Source organism: bacterium SCSIO 12844 (assembly GCA_024397935.1).
Taxonomy (GTDB): Bacteria; Pseudomonadota; Gammaproteobacteria; order Francisellales; family Francisellaceae; genus M0027.
This window is the reverse complement of record CP073743.1, coordinates 2,295,207-2,318,299: the sequence shown is the minus strand read 5'-3', so window position 1 is coordinate 2,318,299 and position 23,093 is coordinate 2,295,207. Positions and strand designations below refer to the sequence as shown.

The following is a 23,093-nucleotide window of genomic DNA, read 5'->3' as shown; positions in this document are numbered from 1 at the left end:
GGAGGTATCTTATGTTTGATAAAGAATTTGCAAAAGAGGCAATTCGTAAAGTCATTCGAGATGAAGAAACACTTAAAAATGCAGTTATTTATGCAATTGAAAATGCTTATAAGGATCATGACCAGGCAAAAGGTGTCACTAATACAGCATCGCAATCATCAAGCTTTGTTGGGGGGTGGGCTGTATCTGCATTTAGGTTTGTCTCAAAATATGAACCATTACAAGATTGGATGACATCAGAAACACATAAAGGTCGTTTAAGTAGCGCATCAGATATAAAAGATGATGTAAAAAGCGGCAATATTTCACCGATGCTGGGTCTTTGGAAAATTGGTCAGGAGGGCCATTGGAGTGAAGGTGGGGTAATTTATACACCTTCATTTAATACAAAAGCTATGCGATATTTTATACTTTATTGTATTGAGCATTGTCATAATATCAAAATGAGAAATGATATATGGCAAGATGACCCGAAAGGAATTGATCGAGAATCCAAAGATATTTACCAATCTATTATTAATGAATATGTATTGTTTCCTAATTATCAGATAGTTGATAAAGTTGCTTTAAATTCAAAAGAGTGTGCTAATTTATTAGTTGCTTTAAGTGGCTCAGATTATTCAGAATTATTTAAAGATGCAGTATTAGCAGCAGCAAATAGAGCTTATTCAGATTTTAAAGGGCTTGGTATTAGAAAAACTTATAATTACGAAGATCGTATTAGAAATACCAGTAACATAATCACTTGCCTAAGAAATAATGAGATTAGTGCAGCAACTGCATTTAGATTGCTTGCAGATGAAGGTGAATGGAATAGCCAACCAAGTTCAATGTATAATTCATTTAACACAATGTTTGTTGTTTATTTAGTTGAACATTTAGCAGACAAATTACCGGAGTTAAACATATTAAAAGATTATTCATTATATAGAGAGATAAATAGTTTACCAGATAATAAACGCGATCTATTTGGTATATCAAAAAAAATATTTACTGATTACATGCAAATTGGATTTGATACCTATAAAAAAGCAGAGCTATCTAAGATAGATGAAGTGGTAGTATCCAATGAATCACAATACCATCAACTGCAAAAGTCTGATCAATCAGTACAACAATATGCTTCACATCAGCCTCAAATGCATACAACTCAACAGCCACCATCTTCAATGATTGATCTTTATACTAAGGTTTTAGGTGGCACAAAAACACCAAGCTATCACCAACCACAATATCCAAGGTCAAGCTTCTTTACTACAGGAAACCAATTTGACAGCCATCAATCAACATCAAGTTATACAGGTGACTAGTAAGGAGAATTATCATGCCAGAAGAGATAGGTGAAAAAGTTGTTAAAACAACAGCGGTTATGACCTCATCTGTTTATGGAATACTTGTTTCAACACCTTGGGCAATTGTCGATACTTTAGGTAAAACAGCTAAAGGTGTATATAAAGGTTCAATTTATGGGTCAACCGGATTCTTATTGGGGCCAGCAGGTTTAATTACAGTGCCAGTTGGTATGATAGTTGGTGGTGGCATTGGTTTATTATATGGTGCAGGTAAAAATTTATCAGATATAACCTATACGGCTTACTTAGGCGGAAAAACTGCCTATTATAGTGATGCAGATACATTAAAATCAGGTATTTTAGCTGCTAATAATTATGCACTTCATGGCATTTATCCAGAGTCAGAAAATATATCATTTGTTTTATCAAAGACACCAAGAGAAAAGGATGATACTCAAATGATACCACAACAAATACAATCTAGTATTGAAGTACCAATAGAACCACTAAAAAAAGAAGCTCAAATACTTTTTTTACAGCCAATTGAAGAAATGCCAATAAGAAGAGTAAAAAGTTTTGGTGATTTACCTGATTTAAGTGAGTGGTCAAAAAATTTAGGTGATGTTAAAAAAAGTGAAGAAAAAAAACGATCAATGGATGAGCCAGATGAAGACCCATTTGAGTTGGTTATGTTATCAGATTCTAAAAAGCTAAAATTAAATCAAAGGAGTGAAGTCATGCCAAAATTATCAATAGATAGTTGTGCAAAAATTATAAATGATTATCGGATAAGTAATCCAGTTGAGTTTAAAGCATTTTTTGAACAAGCAGTTGATGAATCTTTTGTGTCAAGTGAGGGGTTAGGTACAGGTTATTATAATCCTTTAAGTAATCTTTCAATAAGAAGTAAGGGTGTCGAGAGTATAAAGCTTTTATTAGCAAAAGATAAAACCAATGATGCTTTTTCAGCACTGGGTCTTCAAGGAAGTTGGAATGTAGCGGGCTATGTGGTTGGTACTGACTCATTTAATACTAAAGTAATAGATGGCCTTTATGGAAAAATAATAGCAAAACAAGAAAATAAACCATTGTTAGAGGAATATAAAAAATCACCTTATTTTGTTAAAAATGAGGCAAAAAACATATTTAGTGAAGTTAATAGAAAGATTCGCCAAGAAAAAGCTAGTAGTCCTGATTTGCCAATATATTCTGGTATTTTTGATAGAGATAAAAATAAACAAGAACAAACAAATGGATTTTAATTTAATAAGCTTTTAAATTGAGTGATTGATAGATTACCACTGTGGCGATTTACTTCTGTTTGATTTAAGTTTAATCTAATTAATGTTGGAAAACCAATGATATGATATTTTTTAAGTATTTGGTTCATCTCATTTGAGTAATCAGAAGCATCGACTTTAATTAATACAGTATTATTTTGTTGAAGTAGTTGCTGTGCTTTTTCAGATTGCAGCATTTTGCTAACTAGTTGGCATTCAGCACACCAACGTGCATAAAAATCTAAAATAACTTGTTTATCTTCATTTTGGTAAGTTTCAAGTGCTTTGTTTAGTTCATCTTGGTTAGTTACGGTTTTTATTTCTGTATTTGATATGGGCGTTTCTACATGACCATTAATTTGTACATTCTGAAGGCTTAGTGGTTTAAATAAATTGCTGTTGCCCATCATCGCACCAATAAATAAGCTAACACCATATAGGAATAATACCAGGCCAAGTGCGCGTTTAATCTTATCAAATCGATACTCTGATGATTCAAATGCGCCTAAAAAGACTGCATAACCAACTAAGATAATAGCATAAAGAATTAAGGTGATATGCCCTGGTAAAATACGCCCTAAAATCCAGATGGCGATTAATAACATAAAAACGCCAATCAAGTATTTTAAGTCATTCATCCAAGGACCAGTTTTAGGAACAAAGTAGCCAAGTCCTGTACCAATTAAGATTAACGGTATTCCCATACCAATAGATAAAACAAATAAGGATAAGCCACCAAATATCCAATCACCAGATTGTGCAATAAGGCTTAAGACACTAATTAAAGGTGCGCTAGTACATGGAGAGACAATTAATGAAGCGATAATACCAAAGAAAAAAGCACTTAGCATACTGCCTGATTTTGGCTTTTCCTGTAGAGAGTGAATAAAGCTTTGCGCTTTCTGGGGTAATCGAATATGAAATAAATCGAACATTGAAAGTGCTAATAATAAAAATAAGATGGACGTGATTACTAATACGATAGGTATTTGAAAAAGACTTTGAAAACTTGCACCAACAAGCGCAATGGCAATACCTAATATCGTATAAGTTAATGCCATGCCAAGTACATAAATAACAGAGAGTAAGAAGCCTTTTAGTTTATTTGTATCACCTTGGCCTAAAACAACACCTGAAATAATTGGTAGCATTGGTAAGACACAAGGTGTAAAGCTTAATAATAAGCCAAACCCAAGTAATGATAATAATGAGCTTAAGCTATAATGCGCTTTATGACTATCAGTTGTTTTATTTTTATTATTTAAAGCCAAAGCTTGTTTAGATTTAATAATCTGTGTTGCTTCTTTAGGTAATTCTTCAAGTGGATAGGCGTCTTTATTTTGGATGTTAAATACTTGGCGTTGGAAGGGTAGGCATTTTTCTTTAAAGCAAGCTTGATAAATAACTTGTAATTTTGCACCTTGTGGAACTTGGCTATTTTTAGCATAAAGCGGGATTTTTAAGCTTAATTGATTTGTATAAACAGGTTGTGGGCCTAATATAGGGTCTTGCCATGTTTGCGCTTTAGGAAAGTGTACAACTCCTAGTCGTAGATTATTTGCATCAAGTAGTTCTATTGAGATGCGGTCACGATATAGCTTAGCATCCTTCGGTATATTCCAAATTAACAAGATATCCTTTTTTTGGAAAAAGGCATTAACACTGACATCAGGTGAGCTAGATGAGAAACTATTTTCTGTATTGATTGAGTTAGCTAGTGGTTGAGCTGTTGTTGATGCAAAGGAAAATAAGGGGTTATTAACGGCATAAGCATTTGATAGAAAAAATAATATCACGATAAATAATAGGCTAAATAAGCGACTAGATTTTAGTTTCATGTTTGATAATTTTTTTATTACTAATCTTGTTAGGATAGAAGTTAAAAGATAATTAGTAAACTATTTTGATACCAATTAAGATGGTGCTCTACAAGTTTTCTGTGCTTGTGATTCAGTGTCTTTAGCTTGGGGAACATTTTTAGTTAAAACGCCATTAAAGTATTCAAAAAATGCTAAACGCTGTTCAGCATTATTGCATCCACCATTAACATAATAAATTGAATTACCAAAGCCCCAGTTCTCATTGGAACTAATCATATAATATTCAGGTGGATTTTGGGTAACTTGATTGGCTTTGGGTTCATTCCAATAATAAAGTGCTGAAAACCAAGTAATTTCATCATTGTTTAATAGGCCGTTGGCAAAATCTTTAACTGACATACTTTTGTCAGTAATCGTATTATATTCAGCCGTACCATAGAATATAGAATCACCAGTTAATTGAATGGCGCCATGGCCCATCCAGTTACCACTACCGAGTGCTTCAACCATCGGTGTATTTAATTGGCTAGGACAACTTGCTTGCCATACAGCATTATAGCGAAGTGGTTCAATAGCTGTATCAAATGTATAAACACCAGTACTATAAGCGCCTTCTCCAGAGTTCATGCAAAACTCAGTTGGTGTAAAGGCATTATCAGCAAAAAATACATTAGGGTTAGGATCATACTGAGCTTGTGGTTGACCACCATTCTCTATCCGCCAATAAAGTCCACCATTTTGGTCATAGTGCGTACCATCACCGCCATAGGTTTCCTGTGCAACATTAGCAAAAAACCCGGATAAGTCGCGAACTCTATCTTCTAAAGTACCAGTACAGGCAAAGGTTGGAAAATATTTAGCTGCTGAAATGAAGCCGTCATAAGTATAAACTTTATGGCTACAATCAACACCATGTTGTGTTTTTTGATTATTACAGGCACCATCTGCATTGGCAAATAAAGCTTCTTTATACATCACTTCTGCTGATTGATAACCATTTTCAGATGCTAAGTATTCCATTAAATCTTTAGCGCCACAGGGAACGCCATTTTCATGAACTGCATAAGCGGTTTGAAAGCCAATAGATAGACTTAAGCTTGTCAAAATAAAAGTCGATTTTAGGTTCAGTTTTTTCATCATCCCACATCCTTGTTTTACTGTTAATCATTGATAAAGGTAGGTTAGGATAATGATTAATTCAAGGTCAGATAACTATTTTAATAACAGGTTAGATAGATTGAATTAAATTATTCACCAATATCATGTAAAGCAGTTTTCATTTTATCATTTATATTTTCATTAATGCTTTTTTCAGATTCACTGATAAAAGGAAAAAATATTTTTACTGCATGTCTTCTTTTTGGAAAGTGATTGGCAAGAGAGTCTCCCCATGTTTCATTTTTTGGTTTTAATGGCTTTAATTCAATATCTTCTAGATCACCTAACTTTTTTAAATTTTCTTCGTTCAAAGGTAATCCTTGAATGCGTTTCATATTATTTGATGGATTATCAATAAGATAATTCATTTTTTTAGAGCCAAGGCCATACTTATGAAAAAAGGCTTGAACATCTTTCTGAAAATCATGTATTGTAATATTTTTTAGTTTCTCATTATAGTCAATATTATTTTCTCGAAGATCTTTTGTTTCATAAAGTGCATAAGTATTAAAGTATTCTTTTAACATTTCAAATAAGTCCATATTACAACCCTCTAGTTTTATTGATTCAGAGAGATTGTATTTTAAAATTCAATTTAAATATAATTTAAATCTATTATATATTGTATTATTAATATTTATTTGTTAATTTAATTAATAAAGCTTCAGTTATAATAGGTTCTAGCGTAGTTGGAGTTATTTGTGGCATTTTAAACTTTCTTTTTATTCATCTTTTAAGGCGAATATCAGTTATGAGTGGTTAATTAATCTATCAGTTGATAGGTTATGTTTTTTAATTATCAAAAAACTGTTTAATTTCTGAAGTTATAATGTTCTTAGTTAATTCTCTAAACCAAATATTGCTTGGTAAATTTTTGAACCAATATGGGTAATATATACAGCATGTAATTCGGTCATCTTCTAGAGGGAAAGGTAAATATTTAAGTTGTAAATAGTTAGCATATAGTTTAGAAACGGTTGCAACATGATGCTCATCTAATAGATCTATTACATGGCTTTGTGAGTTAATAGCAAATTTAATATCTCTGGTATCACTATTTTTTAACACTTTTGTGACAAAAGATTCTTCATCATTAATAAAGCCAACTAAGTGTTTTAAGTTCATATATTCATCAAGTGTTAATGTTTCTGTATGATCTAGGGCACCTTTATGTGCAACGACCATTTGATCTTCAAATAATAATTCTTTAATGTAGTTATCTGGAGCTTCATAGGTGCCAATAATAAGATCATACTCAGTACTATATTTATGAAAGTTATAAAATAAAGGCAAGATATCAATCTCAACTTTAATTGATGGGTAATTAGTTGTCAGTGTTTTTAATAATGGTTTACAGAATATTTCAGGATATGGTGAAATAGTTCCAATTTTATAAGTTAGATCACTTAAGTGAGGGTCAAAGTCAGAATGCTTATTAATCATTTGTTCATATGTCTCAATAATAACAGATATTTGAGCATATATATCTTGCATTGTCGGCGTTAAAATAAAAGATTGGCCTGAAATAATGATTAATTCATCATTAAATTTTTCTCGTAAACGTTTTAGAATATTGCTAGCAGCTGGTTGTGTGATATGCATCTTTTCAGCAGCTAAGCTGATATTTTTCTCATCAACTATTTTTTTTAAAATTATTAAATCTTTAATATTCATTGTTCAAAGGTATAAAATCTATAATTACTTTCAATAAATTATAGCTTAAATAGTTACTTATATACTACTTTGATTTGAAGTCATTATTTAGTTACAAAGAACATTAGTATTATCATTGCCAGCTTTAAGCCATGGAACTGTTTCAGTTATTATTTGATTGATAAAATTGTGTAACCATTTATGAGGTGCTGAATTTCTAGTCCAGCTAGGAATATAGTAGTTTAGTGTAAGTTCTGGGATGTTTAAAGGTATATCAACATACTTTAAGTTTAAATATTTTGCATAAGATTCGCAGATATTAATGACGTGATGTTCATCTAATAATTGCATTGCTGTTGTTGGCGAGTTAACAGCAAATGCAATATTTCGTGACTCGCCTCCCATTATTTGCGTTAAATAAGATGGATATTTTTCTGTGTAGTAAGCAATATGTTTAAGTTGGCAGTATTCTTCCAATGTAATTGACTGACCTTCTTTTACATGGTCTAGAGCGCCTTTATGTGCTACAACTAGTTTATGTTTACTAACGGGACGTTGAATATAATCTTCTGGTGCAGAGTTAGTTGCAAAAATATAGTCATAGTAGTGATCATTTCTATCAAAATTATTAATGATTGGCAGCATTGAAAGCTCAATTTTTACTTTATAATTATTTTTAGTAATTTCATCAAACATTGCTTTAGATATAAAATCAGCAAATGGATTTGAAAAGGCAATTTTAAATTTAAAATCCTCATTATAGGGATCAAATAATTTATCCTTTTCAAGGATTGAATGATAGTTTTCGACTATGACTTCTAATTTTGAATAAATTTCTCTTGCTTTGCTGGTAATTAATAATTGGTTTCCACTTCTAATAAATAATTCATCATTTAACTCATAACGTAATTTTTTGACAATATTACTAACGGCTGGTTGTGTTAAATGAACTTTATCAGCTGCTTTTGAAATGCTCATTTCATCAATAATTGTTTTTAGTATTTTTAGATCTTTAATATTCAATGTAAACCCCTATACTATTATTATTTTTAGCGTCAAGAAAAATCATAATATAATATAATCAGACAAATAGAGTATTTTGTATCATGATACCTGCTATTTTATTTTGTTATAGTAAAGGGTATTGCATTGTTTTTAATTTAATGATAAGTCAATTAAGGCTTTGAATATCAGTTGTTAATAATAATTTTAAAGAAGTATTTTAAATAACTACCATTATCTTAAATTAGGGTTTAATAAGGATATATTCAATCATTATATCTTATATTCATGATTTGAATTTCAAATTACCGTTATCTTATTAAATAATAAGTTATACATTTTTTATTTGACAGTAAACATCATACTTAAAATGAAACTTAAATAAAAAATATATTAAATATAGATGAAAATCTATCGGGTTGCACTTATATTAAATAAGGTTAATTTATAATGAACTATCAAATTATAACAATAATATTTTTTTTATTTTTATCATCTAATATAGTGTTTGGCTCTGCGAATTATACATTTACAATTCATAATGTAACTAATTTTCCAGTCTCTATTTCTAAAGGAGAAATGGATTGTATTAATGATGTATCTGAAATTCCAGATAAAATAGAACCTAAAAAGAGCATTAAAATTAGTTTTAGTGATTCTAATACTGCATTTACTCATTGCTTTAATAATCCAAAATATATAGCTTTTAATGCAATAGCAAAATATCAAGGAAAAGATTACAATCTTAGCTTTAAATATTATCATAGTTCCCAAGATGATGGGTGGCATAGTGTAATTGAAACTTATAATGCCGAGCCATTTATTCTAACTCATGCTACTTGTAATGGAATTGAATGTAAAAACTACCCGTCAATTAAGCAAACTGGTGATGCTAATCTTTCTATAACGATTGATGTAGGTAACTATGTAAAAGGGTATGAGCTAAAGACTTTAGGGCTAGGGGATGCTTGCCTTACAGATGGGTATGGTAATAAAATTAATCAGATATCTTCATCTTCACAAAGAGTAGATTTAGATATATCGAAACAATATATCGTTAAATTTTCTAAAACAGCTGAAAAGTGCCATATCTATAAGGGATTAATTACTTGCCCTAATAATATAGGGTTTGTCTCGAAGGATGATAATATTGTTTTTTCATGTCAACAAGTGAGCTCTTCTGATTCAGTATGTCCTTGGATTGTAGCTAAAAAGGGAGTTTCAAGTCATTTAAGTAATATGAATATTTTTGGGTAATTGTTAATTGTAGGAGTTTCTGTATGATTTATAATGATAAATTAATTAATCAAGCTTATTTAAATTATGCTATTTCTTATGTTTTATACTTAAAAAATCAGAATTTCAATGAGTTTAATCATCCTATAGATCAATTAAAAATTATACATGAAGATCATAGATATAATTTAAAACAAATAGTTAAATCAGATAAATGGTTAGATGAAAAAGACATTATTGAAATACAAGAATTTTTGGTTCCTGCATTAGAAAAACTAACAGTAGAACATATGCTTAAGCTAATAAAGGATGATTTATCAATAATTCATAAGTTAAAATTTAATCCTAATTCATATAAAATTCCGGAAATTTTATATAATAAAATATGTAAAAATATAGAATCATTTAATTTTATAGATAATTATATTCCATCAGAAAGCTATCAAATTAATATTCAAGATGAAAAACTACTAGAGTTAATTAAGTTAGAATCTAATAAATATGCACAGTATATTAGTCAATTGTATAAAAGTGAATATACTAAATTTGAAGAAAAGCGTAACTATAACTTGCAAAATGGGGTTAATAATTTAATTTCTGAGTTTCAATTAAAATGTTATTTAATTGAGTTAGCTTTATCTGAAAAATATAACTTGTGGAGTTTAATTGATGAAATACAAATCTTGCATGATGTGATAACAGGCGCTAAATATAAAAAATGTCATTTTGATGAAAAAACTGTGATTATTACTAGAGATTATCCAATACCCCTTTTTTGTGAATATTTAGATGATTTAGCTAATAATAAATTACAATTAAAAGGTATCATTTTCACTAATGACCTAGCCATAATAATTCCTAGAAAGTATATAAACTTAGATGCACATATTGTATTAAAAAATTTATCTTTAAGTGATAATAATTTGTATTTGCCTAAAATTATAGGAAGTGATTATAAACTTAAAAAACTACCTGATTTTATTAAAAATAATGAGCTACTCACAGAAAGTTTAAAATATATACAAGAATTAAATTTAAAACAATGGTTAACTTTAGAAGCAAGCTCAGATTGTCAAGTTGCAATATTAGCATTAAAAGAAGCAGATATATTATTGACAGAAAGTCATTGGCAAAAACTTGAAAATATTAATATTCAAAAAGCTTTGAGATTAGCATTTGATTACTATAGCGACTCAAAAGACAAAAAAGAGCATGGAGAAAATGGCCGTAAGCAGACAGTAACATTTATTAAAAATATATTAAATTTACATAATATAACTTCTGAAAATATTAAAGAAGAGATGGTTAAATGGGTTGAAGGTTATGGGTTATTTAGTCCATCTTCAAATTTAAACGACAATTCCAGAATTAGATATGTTTATAATTCAGACTTTTGGGCTAGCGAACAGAGGTTTGAGACATTAGATCCAGAAATGAGAAAAATCAAAAAAAATGAGATGCTAACATTTTTTAAAAGGAAAAAAGAAATAAAGAATGATTTAGATAAAAAAGATCATCAAAGAGAAGAGTTAGTTAAGAAAATTAAGAAGCTTAAGGATGAAAATAAACCGTATGAGTATCTTGAAACTGAGCTTGAAAAAAGTGATAAGGGATTATTTTTAATAGAGGATGAATCAATAGAGGATGAATCAATAGAGGGTGAATCAATAGAGGGTGAATCAATAGAGGGTGAATCAATAGAGGGTGAATCAATAGAGGGTGAATTAATAAATAGTCAAAGGAATGCAAAAATAGATCAAAAAACAATCTATTCTTTCATAGAATATGCATCTAAAAGCGATTTACAAAATGTATTAAACTCAATACCAGAGATTTTGTTTTCTGATAAAGTTGATATTTCAGAAAAAATTGACTTAAATAAATTACTAAACTTAGATGATAAAAATGCGCTAAATGAAAATATTTATTTACTAGACTATATTAATAATTTATATCAAGCACCAGAAAAATTAACGAATGAAGTTTTTTTAAAGCCTGATAATTATTACGTACTAATAAAAAAGAATTTTTCTCATGAAGAAAGTCAATATCAATATAGCTTTTTAGTAAAGGAAAACGGCCGATTTATCAATAAAAATAAACATACGTTAAATCAATTAGATCACTTAAAAAATGAAAGAGTTGCTAAATTAAAATTTTACCATATTTTGGACTTAATTAGTTCTAAACATGAACAGAGTGAAAATTTTATATTTATGCCAGAAGAATATTCAGAAAAAAATATAAATAAGGATAATTCTGTAGTTAATAGTTATCATTAATAATGATACACCAAATAACTATTTTAAATAATTTATAAACAACAACTTATGTTAATTTTTTCATATTAACTATAATATGGAGAAATTAATATGGTTCAATTTATTAATTATGATATTAAAGAAAATATAAATCAGCATCGCTTATCAATATGGAAAAATGATAATGGTGAGATTGTTAATAAGCACGATGATGAAACTGAAGAAAAAATAAACTGCTCTTTAGTTACAGTATCAGCTATATTAGGCCTTCCTGTAAGTAACCTTAAAAAAAATTTGCAAGCCAGGTATGATATTTATCCTCAAACAAAAGCAAGTGAGTATTTTGTAACTATAGGATCAAAAGATAACTATATACCTTTTCCTAGTTGTGATGATCAAGCACAAGGTATTAAAAAATATTTTCACGATTTAAGCAAAGAGTACGAAAGTAGCCCTAAAGTAGTTAAAGTAATTAATGAAAAACTTAATAAAAATGAACTATATGATGCTAAGAATAAGCTAGGTAGCATGATGAATCAGTTTAAGGATAGTACATCACTTGCTGTTGCAATTTCATCTTTAATGAGTACACATTGGATATATGGGCAAAAAGATGAAAATGGTAAAATTTGTTTTATTGATTTTCAGAGAGATAAAGAGGGTGATAGACCAGAGGTTTTGGGTGAGCCAATGTTTAGCATATTAGAGAATAATGGGAATATTACAAAAGCAAGAACAATGTCTCAAGCAGATGCAGATGTTAGCTTATTAATAATTGCATTTGATAAGATTGCACCAGGGTGGATACAAGATAAGATAAAAAATGAATTTAAGGTAAATAAATATGATGAGTTTGATCTAAAAAAACAGAAACTAAAATTATTGGAACCAAAAATCTTGTTTGCTAAGGAGAAAGGTTTGGAGTTAATTGAAGAGGAAGAGCTTGAATTGACTGAAAATAAAGTTTTAGGGTTTACTACTAACCAAAATTTTAAATTTCCATAGAAAGTAACTATTATAGCTTAGGTTTTAAGATAGCTTTTTCAATAAATAAATAGAGATACAAAATAAGAAAATAAACATTACTAATAAAGGTAAAATAGGGTTTGAAAAACTTGTCCAAATAATTGAAGTAATTGCAACACCCATCGCAGAAGATAGCCATTTACATGTCAATAGCATTCCTGAAGCACCGCCTGTTGTTAAATGGCCAATTTTTTCGAGTGCTAATGCTGCTGAATATGGATTAACTAAACCACAGCCACTACCTAAAAATACATAGCTAATCATGTAATAGTAGGCTGAAGATTTTATGGTGCTTAGGATGAAAAAACTAACCATACCAAATAGGAGTAAGCTAAGGCCGATATAGACGAATTGTTTTATACTTAAGTATCTTAAAAATTTAGCTGATATAATAGGTGACAGCGTATAAGCTAATGTAAATGCAAGCATTATTGTACTTGTTTTATTAAGACTATAGCCATCAATACTAATCATCCAAAAACATAAAGAGCAACTAGCAATACTTACACCGCCTGCAAAGTAGCCAAAGCTACCAATAAAAATAGCAATAAAGTACGATATAGGGTAATCTTTTGTATATTTTTTTACTATTTTATATAAAAAAACAGTTAAGAAAATAGTGACTATAAATAGAATAATTATAATAAAATAGGTGTTTATTAATATAAAACCAAGCTTCAATGAGGCTAAAACTATCAGTGAAATGATTGCCCAGAAAAAGACAGTTAGATAAAGTAGATTATTTACTTTTGTAGTTTTTACTATAGTTGTTTGATTATAAATAGAAGGGGTCAGTTTAAGTAATAATGCAGTTATAATTGCAGTTAACGATGTGATAAAAAAGATGCTTTTCCAGTGAGTTGCATCAACAAGGATTGGTGTTAATAATGGTGCGATAATCATCCCTAACCCCGCAAAAAAACTCCAATAAGCAATTAGTTTAGCTTTCATATTTTTAGTGGTTTTATTATGAATTAAAGATAAAGTGCCAATAAGTACTAGACCATTACCAATGGCCATAAATATTCTAATGAATAAAATCGTGTAAAATTGTGACTCTATGATGATAAGTATTGAAGATAAACTAACAAGGATTAATCCAGTGATAATGGTATTTTTATCACCAATAAAATCACATAGTTTTCCTGCCGGAATTAAACTTAATGCAAGGATAAATGAATTAAGTGAAATAAATAATTGTGCTATTGGGATTGAGATATTAAACGTTTCAGAAAAATATGGAATTAACATCCCTAGAGCAATAATATCAAATCCAAATAGTAATGATGGAATATATAAAATAGATAGTTGACGATATTTCATATTATTGATTTTTTTATATTAATATAACTAAAGTATGGTTTAGCTATTAAAAATTAACAAGTTATGGAAGGTGGTATTTAAGCATTGTTACTGTAGCAGAATGTATTTTTTTAGCATCTTTCAAATGACCATTTTGCTTTAGTTTACTTGCAGTTAAATGATAAATATCTTTGATTATTCTACGTAAGTGTGTATCTGTAGTTAATCCATTAGAGCCTCGGCATGATGGTATTAATGGAATCTGCTCATCATCTGTAGGTAGATCAGATAAACCAAGGTACTTTCTCCAGCGAATGAGTGCTTCAAGCGTATGAGTATTAGTAAAAACTTGGCGATTTTCACTAGAAATAAAGTACCATTTACCATCTGAATTTTGTTTGAAATTACTCATTTTAGGTGTGATATTATTATTAGCAGATAATTCAGATAGTTTTAACTTTAAATGATAAATTATATTAAATATAAAATGTGCTCGTTGGTAGGTATCTGGTGATATAGAAATCGATTGGTTAATGGTTTTTAAGATAGATTGCCACTGAAATTTAGTGATACCTTTATCTAGTTTTGAGGTTGTATATTCAACTTTTGGTAATTGACTTGAAAAAAGAAGAAAAGGGTTAGTTGTAGCGTATTGGCATTTGGTTAAGTAGTTATAAAATGTTCTTAAAATAGTAAAAGTTTCTTTTAACGAAGACTTTTTAATTTGGTAGTTATTACTTTGATTTGTATTTGATTGTAAAAATGGTCGCCACTGAGGGTTCGGTATACGTAAATCATTATAAGTTAAAAAACGTGGTGACTTTTTATGGCTTATCCATGACTTAGGTGGTGATTGGCAAAAGGTTGCATATTCTTCTAAATCATTGAGTTGAATTTGATTCAGTGATTTATTTTTAATTAACCATGACCAGTGAATAAACCGTTCAACTTCACGTCTATAGGATGTAAACGTTCCAATTTTACTAGCATATTGAGCTAGAAAATTTTTAGTGTGATGGTAATCATTTTTATGTTTTATATTTAATACAGATTTTGTTTCTGATTCAGTTGATAGTAGAAATTTGTCTGTATCAAAAAGTGCAATGGGGCTATGGTGTTGTTCTGTAATCATCTTTATTCTCACTTATTATTTTTGATTCCACATGAATTAAGATAACTAAGATAGTTTGATTATTATAATTTGTTTTTATGATGTGGGTTATATGCGTTTTGAATAGCTTAAATTAAGCATATAACAATTAGCAATAACATTTATAACTTATTTGAATTATTAAATAATCGAACATAATGGCATAGTAAAACATCAAAGTTATATTTTGAGGTTATTAATATGCCAGATTTAAATAATAATAAATTCAACAAGCATAACTATATGGATGCTGAGAGTAGTAATTCATTCGAACAAGAGTTTATAGAACAGATAGATGATAATCAGAACTTATTTATCAATGAAAATGTACAACAAATTATTGAAATACTACAAAATGAAATGGGTGTGCCTTTAAACTATGATGCTAATCCAGAACTACAAGAGCAACTACAATATGAATATCCACCTGATAGTTCACCTGGTGAAGGAAATTCTAGTTATGCTTCTACGGGGTTTAATTTTGAAGGATTTGAGTTGAATGGAGAAGAAATTGATGACCCTGAGATTATTCAACAAATGCAACCAGTGCTTAATTTAATACATCAACATGGCCTGTTGGAGCATGAAAATTTAATAGAGGGCAATTTAAGGTCTGTTTATTTAAATCGGGATTATGCTGATGAAATAGTCGATTTAATTCAGCAAGAGAATCATCTGACGCAAGATAGATTTAATGAAATTATTAATCATGTTGAGTTTAGTCATGCAATGCCTGTGGGTTTGGTTCAACAGCCAGAACAGGTGTTTTTACATCAGCAACAAGAAAATATAAATATCAATCAAGAAAATAATATTTGAATAAAACTAAATTAATAACAGATGGGTTGCAGATATGAAGATAACTTATACAATAAACAACAAACCACAAGAATACTCTTTGGAGTTGCCTCTAGATTTAGAAAATTTAAAAAAATTAGATCATGATGACTATCAAAATTTCAAGATCACTTCTATCTCAGCTGATATAAAAGAAATTAATAATATCAATAAAATAGTAAAGGAAATTAGAGGGCAACTTTGTAGTGCTTTCTTGATTAAAGATGAATCAGTATCGGATCTTGAAAAAGAATTAAATAAAGAATCAAATGATGTGTATAATCAATTAATTCTGAATCGTAAAGAACATATAACGCTGTCGAACTATCTTAAAGTGTTAAATTCTATAAGTGATGCAATTCAGAATAATTATCGGTTAGTACTTAGTACAGAAAACATAGAACTTAATCAAGAAATTATTAATTTTCAAAATATTGATCCCAATAATAAAGATATAAAAATAAATCTAAAAAATAAAAATAAAGTTAACCTTCAGCAACAGCAACAGCAACAGCAACAGCAACAGCAACAGCAACAGCAACAGCAACAGCAACAATTAAGAGATCAGTACTCATCTTTTAATGTTAAAAAAGATGGTGCTATTTTCAATAATTACTTTGGCCGTATAAGTATTTCAAATTTAGAAAATGAGCAAACGATTCATCTAATATCAAAACGGCTGATGGATAAAATTAAGAATCATTATTCTAAGGATGATATTTTAACTAGAGCCTATTTAGATTTTATAAATCTTATCAATTTACCAAAAGGATTACAAATCAAACGTGTAACAGATGGCTATGGTCAAATGCATTTGGTTCTAGATTTGGAGACTAAAGAAACAGATTTTAAACCTAATGAAAGTTATATTACTAAGCTGGAAAATCCTATAAGTGCACGTATTGAATTTGATGATGGCAAGCATAATAATCCATATTTATTAAAATTTTTAGAATTAGCGATACCAAGTAAACAAGCTATAAAAAATAAATATCTTAATGGTGAATTGCCAGTTTTTATTAATCAAAGTTGGGTTGACAGTTTTAAAGATCTTTATAACAAAGGTTATTTAAACGAAGAAATTTTAAATAACTTACAAAAAATCAAAAGAAATGATAAAGATATTTTATTTTATACATCTCAGCAAATTTTAAAGGCAGTACAAGAAGCTAAATTAAACAAGGAACCTAAAGCATTAGAAATACATGAAATACTTAATTTGGCGTTAGATAATGTATCTTACAGCATTGGTTTTAGTCAGTTTAAAGATCAAATTATTGAAAATTTTTTCACAGATACACTTAAATTACATGATTTACTTGAGAGAGATAAAGATTCATCAAAAATTTTTAGACAACATCATGTGTTTAATGGATCTGAAAATATTATGCAATTAAAGCAATTAGCTGAGTCAATTGAGAATAAGTTAAAAGAAAATCCATTAGTATTAGAAAATTTTCCAATAAATTTAAATTATAATAATAAACTGGAAAAAAATAATAATAATATCAACAAAACTTTAGAAACTACGCTTCTAGAGTTAAATAACCTGATATCAGAACAAATTAATCAAAACCTTAATGAAGATAAGCAAAAAATTAATGCTGCGATCAAAAAACTTTGTGGTGATTTAAAAGATGGTTTATTGGGTGAATTATTAGGTACATTATTTGCAAATGTTGTTAAAAAACTCATTAAAACAGAAGACTTAACTTCATTATTAGATAGCTCTAAAGATATTTCTAGGCAGATTAAACAAGTAACTGATTTATTAACGGATAAAATCAATAGTCAGATATTTAATAATATTAATTTTGAACAGTGTCAGGGAAATGATGAGGAATTAATAAAGCAAATTAAAAGTAATGTAGGGGGAGAAAGTGATTTTGGTATTGTTAAAAAGATAATTGGTAAGTTAAAAAAATATAACAATAGGCAATCATTTAAGTCAAGTGAAGCGCTCTATCAGGCATACCAACAATTAATCAATGATACATTTAACAAATACATTTGTAAAAATACGGTAGGGGAGAACAATCCATTACCAGTAGGTTTGGATGAAGTTAATAATAAACAAGAGTATATTAACTTGCTTCTTAATCTATCAATTTCAAGCTGCAATGATAAGAAAAAATTTGTAGAAACAAATTTAGATACTCAAAATAAAGTCAAAAATGCTATAGAACTTAATCAAAGACTATCAAATTCTATTTTTACTAACCCTGATTTAATTCGGATACATGAGAAGTATTATGACTTAATTAAAAAATCAGATCCTAATTATCTTTTGCAAACTTTAACATTATTAACAAAATTAGATCAATATGATATAGATAAAAAATTAATAGAAGAAAGCAAGTTATTAAATGATTATAAAATTATATCTAAATTATCTAAATGTAATGAAACAGTGCTTAAAGCTTTATATGAAAAAGCTCAATCTGAAAATGAGTTTAATAAACCATTATTTAAGTTAATAACTGTTTTAATATTAAATAGTGAAAATGTCGAAGAAATCACAGAGGAAAATTTAAACAATTTAAACAACCTTAACAAAAATCAAATCAACTCATTACAAACAATTGTTGAAAAACAAGAACTGACATTTCCACTAAATTTTAAGGGTGATATTGATCAATTTATTTGTAAGCATTCTATTGATCCATCTGGAAAATTAATCTTTAAAAAAAATAAGTTAGATATTGACAGTGAAGAAGCAAAGAAAAAGTATTCAACTATTTGTGAGTACTTTAATTTTGCAGATAATAAGCTGTTAGAAGATAAACTAAAGAAAATAGCAAACTTAAAGCACCTTACTTACGAGTCTGAAAACACTGTAAAAAATATTGCCGAAGATATAAATAAAGTCAAAAAACAAACAATAAACTATTTAAATAAATCAACGGATGATATACAAAATTTATTAAAAAACAAGGAAATTGATGACGTTAACCGATTAGCTCTATTAAATGTATTAGCTTATAGAAATTCGGCACAATCAACTAAAGTAGGTTATTTCTTAAGGGAAGTTCAACTTGCAGCATTACTATATAATTTGAAACATAATAAAGATGAAGAACTCATTCAAAATGCTATTGATACAGGTCAAGGTAAATCACTTATTTCAGCAGTGATGGCAGCATTTCTAGTATCTAAAGATGATAAATCTCCAGTAGATATCATACAAACGACAGAGCCCTTAGCCCAAGAGCATTATGAAATATATAAAAATTTTTATAAAAGTGCCGGAGTTAAATTTAATTATGTTAGAACATCTTCTAGTGAGGCTACTGATGAAAATGTAAGTGCAACTAAAAAATCGGGTATCAATTTTGGTACACCCTTAGCAATGATACAAGCAGATGCAAATTTTAAAAGACATAAAAAGGATTTGCCTAAAACAACGGTTATTGTTGATGAATATGATATGTTTGTCAATGATACAAGCTATTACTTGGGTAATTCAGGAAAATCATCACATTATTCAACAGAATATATTGAAGCATGCAAAGCTTTATTAGCGGTATATGATAAACAATTTAGTTCAAATCATACTATTAGGCATCAAGATTTTTTTGAGAAACTGCAAAAAGATTATCCAAATAATCAAAAATTGTACCAAAAGATTAATCAACTCTGGAAAACTGAAGAAAAAATAAAAAGTTTATTTCAAGCTATCCATGACTCTAAAGAATATTTACCTATTGATCAAAATAAAGCAATGTATTTAGTTGAAGGTGCAGAGCACTATCAGGGAAAAGCTTATTCACAATTAGTTCCAGTTCAAGATGGTGAGCCAAAAGTTGGCATGACATTTTCAGGTGATTTTGATTTAATTTTAAGATTAAGGGTAAATGCAGAACTTGAAAAAAATGATAGCCTTTTAGTTCGTCTTATCCGTCCTGATGAACCGATCAGTATTAATACATTTCAATCTTATACACATGATAAAACAGTTAGAGGATTTACAGGATCGCCAGTAGTAACTGAATACGGGCATCATGTAAAAATACCACCACATCAAACTTCAAAAAGAAAGGATAAAATTCTAATATCTAAAAATGATGATCATTTAAAACAAATTCAAAAAGAAGTACTTTTATTCCAAAATAAGTTTAATAAAGAAAAAAATGATGAACAAAAAAGAAATTTAATTATTCATGTTAAAGATGCAAAGGAAGGTAATGAATTAAAAAAATTATTAGAAAACAAGCAACTAAATTTAGACGCTTATTATGGTAGCTTTAAACAGACAGCTGAAGAAAGAAATCATGCAAGTCAAAAGAAAATTACTGAAATTGGCGAAATAGGCAATAAATTTAAGGTTTTAATTACAAATCAATTAAATCGAGGCTCTGATTTTAAAGCAGGTTCTATCAATGAAATTAAAACTTATTTTACTATGCCTGATGGATCTGCTGAAGCTCCGATGGAAAGATTGATCCAGGAAAGAGGTAGGGTAGCTCGTAGTGGTAGTTTAGGTGACTCCGTAACCATTTTAAAACAAGCTGAATTAAATATCCTAAAAGAAATAAATCCAGCTATTTATAATGATGATTATCTTAATAAATTAGCAAAATCAAAGGATCAAGACTTACTCTTAAGAGTGCTTAAGTATGCAAGTAATCATATAGTAAAAGGTTTAAAAGAAAAAAGAGAACTAAATCAAGTTAAATCAGATATTTTAACTATGTGCAATAAACAGCTAGATAAGAATAAGAGTCTAAAGGATGATACGAGAGCAAAATATATTAAAACGCTTCAAACTGAGCTAGATAAATTAAGTTCAACGAATCAAGAGGCTATTGATAAATGTTGTCAAAAGATTTCTAAATTAAAGGGAATTAGCGTTCAATATGATAATAAAGACTTAAATCAAATACATAACAATCATAATGAGGCCGAAAAAGAAGATAGTACGCTTAAAAGTATAAAATCTAAACTTCAGGACGCTATAGGTAAGAAGCATTGGAAAATAGATAAAATAGCACAAGCAAACAATCTTCAAGAATTAATCAAAGTAGCATCACTGCATAAGAATGCATCACAGACATGGCATGATTCATCGACATTTAGCCAGCTTGTAAAAGTTCTAAAAAGGCCTGAATATCAAAATTATTTAGAACTTGTAGGTATACCTAAGAAGTTTACTAATTCAAATTTAAGAGAGTATGCAGCTACAGGAGAAGTTAGTATTATTGATAAAAAGATTGATGACTCGCTATATAGTCATTATAAGAAATTTTATCAAGATAAAATTAGGGTTTCTGAAAAGGAAGATAATAAGCCTGAAAATAATAGTCATGATACTAAAAAATATCATCATAAGCAGCAAGTAACAATAATAAAAATGATTGCACTTTGTAATACAAAATCTAGACTTAAACAAAAATTAATTAAATCTATTCAAGATAATTTGGATTATAAAAGTAATTCTAAGGATAATGAAAAAAATCATTTTAAGAAGGAAGATTTTAAGAAAATGGTTAAGAAACTATGTGAAAATACAGGATACTGCACTTCTACTACAGCTAAATTTTTAGTTAAAAAATTAAATGAAAGGGGTAATGAAAATTTGAAAAATTATTTAGGTATAACTAAAAAAAATAAGCTTGAAGTAAAAGATTTACGTCTTGCGCTATCAGATAGTTTTTATTTTAATGCTAATAAGCGATTAGCTAATAAAGAGGATTATTTCAAGTTCGATAGTTCAAGCTATTTATTTTATGAAAAAAATAATTATGAAAGAGGATCTCAAGTTGAACATCAATTCGAACACGAATAATAAATTATTTCCCACCAAAACCATCCCACTAACACCAAGACTTATGCTAAAATACATGCCTAATTATATACTTTAAAATAAAGTAAAATTAATTAAGCAAAATTAAGAGTTTTAGTGGTGAAAATTGTTTATTTAGATTATGCATCAACAACGCCTGTAGCACCTGAAGTTGCAAAAGAGATGTCACAGTGTTTAACCTTAGATGGCTGTTTTGGTAATCCTGCATCCAATACCCATTATTATGGTTGGCAAGCGAAAGAAAAAGTGGATTTAGCACGAGAGCAAATGGCTGGCTTAATCGGTGCTGATCCTCGTGAAGTTATTTGGACATCGGGGGCGACAGAATCAAATAATTTAGCAATTAAAGGCGTTGCTTCGATACTAAAAAATAAAGATAAGAATAAAGATCATATTATTACATCAAAAGTTGAGCATAAGGCAGTTTTAGACCCTTGTCATTATTTAGAAGAGCAAGGCTTTAAAGTAACTTATTTAGAGCCTGATCATAATGGTTGTATTAAACTAGAGCAGGTTGTTGATGCAATTACTGAGCGTACAGCATTAGTTTCATTAATGTATGTTAATAATGAATTAGGTAGTATTAATCCAGTTGAAGCAATTGGTATTTATTTAAGAAGTAAAAAAATTCTTTTTCATGTTGATGCTGCTCAAGCAGGCGCTCGCTTACCAATTGATGTTCATAAACAAAATATTGATCTTTTATCTTTATCATCACATAAACTATATGGTCCAAAGGGTATAGGTATCTTATATATCAGAAGAAAGCCTAAAGTTTTGCTTGAGCCATTGATTCATGGTGGAGGCCATGAGCGTGGATTTAGATCAGGCACGTTACCAACGCATCAAATTGTTGGTATGGCAGAAGCGGCACGTTTGATCAAAGAAAACTTAAAAGAAGATGCAAGAAGAATCAAACAATTACGTAAGCGATTTTTAGATAAAGTGCTATCACTTGATAAAGTATTAATAAACGGTGGTAATACGGTTAATGGTATTATGAACTTGTGCTTTAAAGCTGTCGATGGTGAAGCATTAATGATGGCATTAAATCAATTAGCGGTTTCAGCAGGATCAGCTTGTAATTCAGCAACGGTTGAACCTTCATATGTACTACAGGCATTAGGTTTATCAGCACAAGATGCACACAGTAGTATTCGCTTTTCAATTGGGCGTTATACAACTGAAAAAGAAGTTGATTTTGCTAGTAACTTAATTGTTAAAGAAGTACAGAAATTACGCCATTTATCTCCACTTTGGGAGGAGAAGTAGG

15 protein-coding genes are annotated in these 23,093 nt (G+C 29.1%); 8 read left to right on the top strand and 7 right to left on the bottom strand.

The window, feature by feature from the left end:
• Window positions 1-11: 11 nt before the first annotated feature.
• Entirely contained in the window at window positions 12-1,310 is a 1,299-nt protein-coding gene (locus KFE69_10340) for a hypothetical protein (protein UTW41898.1), read from the top strand.
• A 14-nt stretch (window positions 1,311-1,324) separates the two neighbouring features.
• A complete protein-coding gene (locus tag KFE69_10335) occupies window positions 1,325-2,554 on the top strand; it encodes a hypothetical protein (GenBank protein ID UTW41897.1) in 1,230 nt (409 codons plus the stop codon).
• Here the strand turns inward: KFE69_10335 and dsbD are convergent.
• The 5 genes from dsbD to KFE69_10310 all read right to left on the bottom strand — a co-directional run bounded on the left by dsbD (window position 2,551) and on the right by KFE69_10310 (window position 8,226).
• Entirely contained in the window at window positions 2,551-4,410 is a 1,860-nt protein-coding gene (gene dsbD / locus KFE69_10330) for a protein-disulfide reductase DsbD (GenBank protein UTW41896.1), read from the bottom strand. The genes KFE69_10335 and dsbD overlap by 4 nt on opposite strands.
• A gap of 75 nt (window positions 4,411-4,485) precedes the next feature.
• A complete protein-coding gene (locus KFE69_10325) occupies window positions 4,486-5,529 on the bottom strand; it encodes a hypothetical protein (protein ID UTW41895.1) in 1,044 nt (347 codons plus the stop codon).
• Window positions 5,530-5,639: 110 nt separating this feature from the next.
• Entirely contained in the window at window positions 5,640-6,092 is a 453-nt protein-coding gene (locus tag KFE69_10320) for a hypothetical protein (protein ID UTW41894.1), read from the bottom strand.
• A gap of 250 nt (window positions 6,093-6,342) precedes the next feature.
• Entirely contained in the window at window positions 6,343-7,224 is an 882-nt protein-coding gene (locus tag KFE69_10315) for a LysR family transcriptional regulator (protein ID UTW41893.1), read from the bottom strand.
• Window positions 7,225-7,311: 87 nt separating this feature from the next.
• Window positions 7,312-8,226 (bottom strand): LysR family transcriptional regulator, encoded by a 915-nt coding sequence (locus tag KFE69_10310; protein ID UTW41892.1) that lies wholly within the window; start codon window positions 8,224-8,226, stop codon window positions 7,312-7,314.
• 429 nt (window positions 8,227-8,655) lie between these two features.
• Here KFE69_10310 and KFE69_10305 point away from each other — a divergent pair, with 429 nt between their 5' ends.
• The 3 genes from KFE69_10305 (at window position 8,656) to KFE69_10295 (ending at window position 12,707) form a co-directional block, all read left to right on the top strand.
• Entirely contained in the window at window positions 8,656-9,462 is an 807-nt protein-coding gene (locus KFE69_10305) for a hypothetical protein (GenBank protein UTW41891.1), read from the top strand.
• A gap of 23 nt (window positions 9,463-9,485) precedes the next feature.
• The gene (locus KFE69_10300; GenBank protein UTW41890.1) at window positions 9,486-11,723 is read left to right on the top strand and encodes a hypothetical protein; all 2,238 of its coding nucleotides are present in this window, start codon (window positions 9,486-9,488) and stop codon (window positions 11,721-11,723) included.
• A gap of 90 nt (window positions 11,724-11,813) precedes the next feature.
• Entirely contained in the window at window positions 11,814-12,707 is an 894-nt protein-coding gene (locus KFE69_10295) for a hypothetical protein (protein UTW41889.1), read from the top strand.
• A gap of 24 nt (window positions 12,708-12,731) precedes the next feature.
• Here KFE69_10295 and KFE69_10290 read toward each other — a convergent pair whose 3' ends face one another.
• Window positions 12,732-14,051: an MFS transporter gene (locus KFE69_10290; protein UTW41888.1), complete on the bottom strand. Its 1,320-nt coding sequence runs from the start codon at window positions 14,049-14,051 to the stop codon at window positions 12,732-12,734.
• 61 nt (window positions 14,052-14,112) lie between these two features.
• A complete protein-coding gene (locus tag KFE69_10285) occupies window positions 14,113-15,162 on the bottom strand; it encodes a hypothetical protein (GenBank protein UTW41887.1) in 1,050 nt (349 codons plus the stop codon).
• A 219-nt stretch (window positions 15,163-15,381) separates the two neighbouring features.
• Between KFE69_10285 and KFE69_10280 the strand changes: the two genes are divergently transcribed.
• The 3 genes from KFE69_10280 to KFE69_10270 all read left to right on the top strand — a co-directional run bounded on the left by KFE69_10280 (window position 15,382) and on the right by KFE69_10270 (window position 23,092).
• Window positions 15,382-15,999 carry a hypothetical protein gene (locus KFE69_10280; GenBank protein UTW41886.1) on the top strand — a complete coding sequence of 206 codons (618 nt, stop codon included), beginning with the start codon at window positions 15,382-15,384 and terminating at the stop codon, window positions 15,997-15,999.
• 34 nt (window positions 16,000-16,033) lie between these two features.
• Entirely contained in the window at window positions 16,034-21,802 is a 5,769-nt protein-coding gene (locus KFE69_10275) for a hypothetical protein (GenBank protein UTW41885.1), read from the top strand.
• Between the two features lie 117 nt (window positions 21,803-21,919).
• Window positions 21,920-23,092, top strand: coding sequence for an IscS subfamily cysteine desulfurase (locus tag KFE69_10270; GenBank protein UTW41884.1), 1,173 nt, complete (start codon window positions 21,920-21,922; stop codon window positions 23,090-23,092).
• Window position 23,093 lies beyond the last annotated feature (1 nt).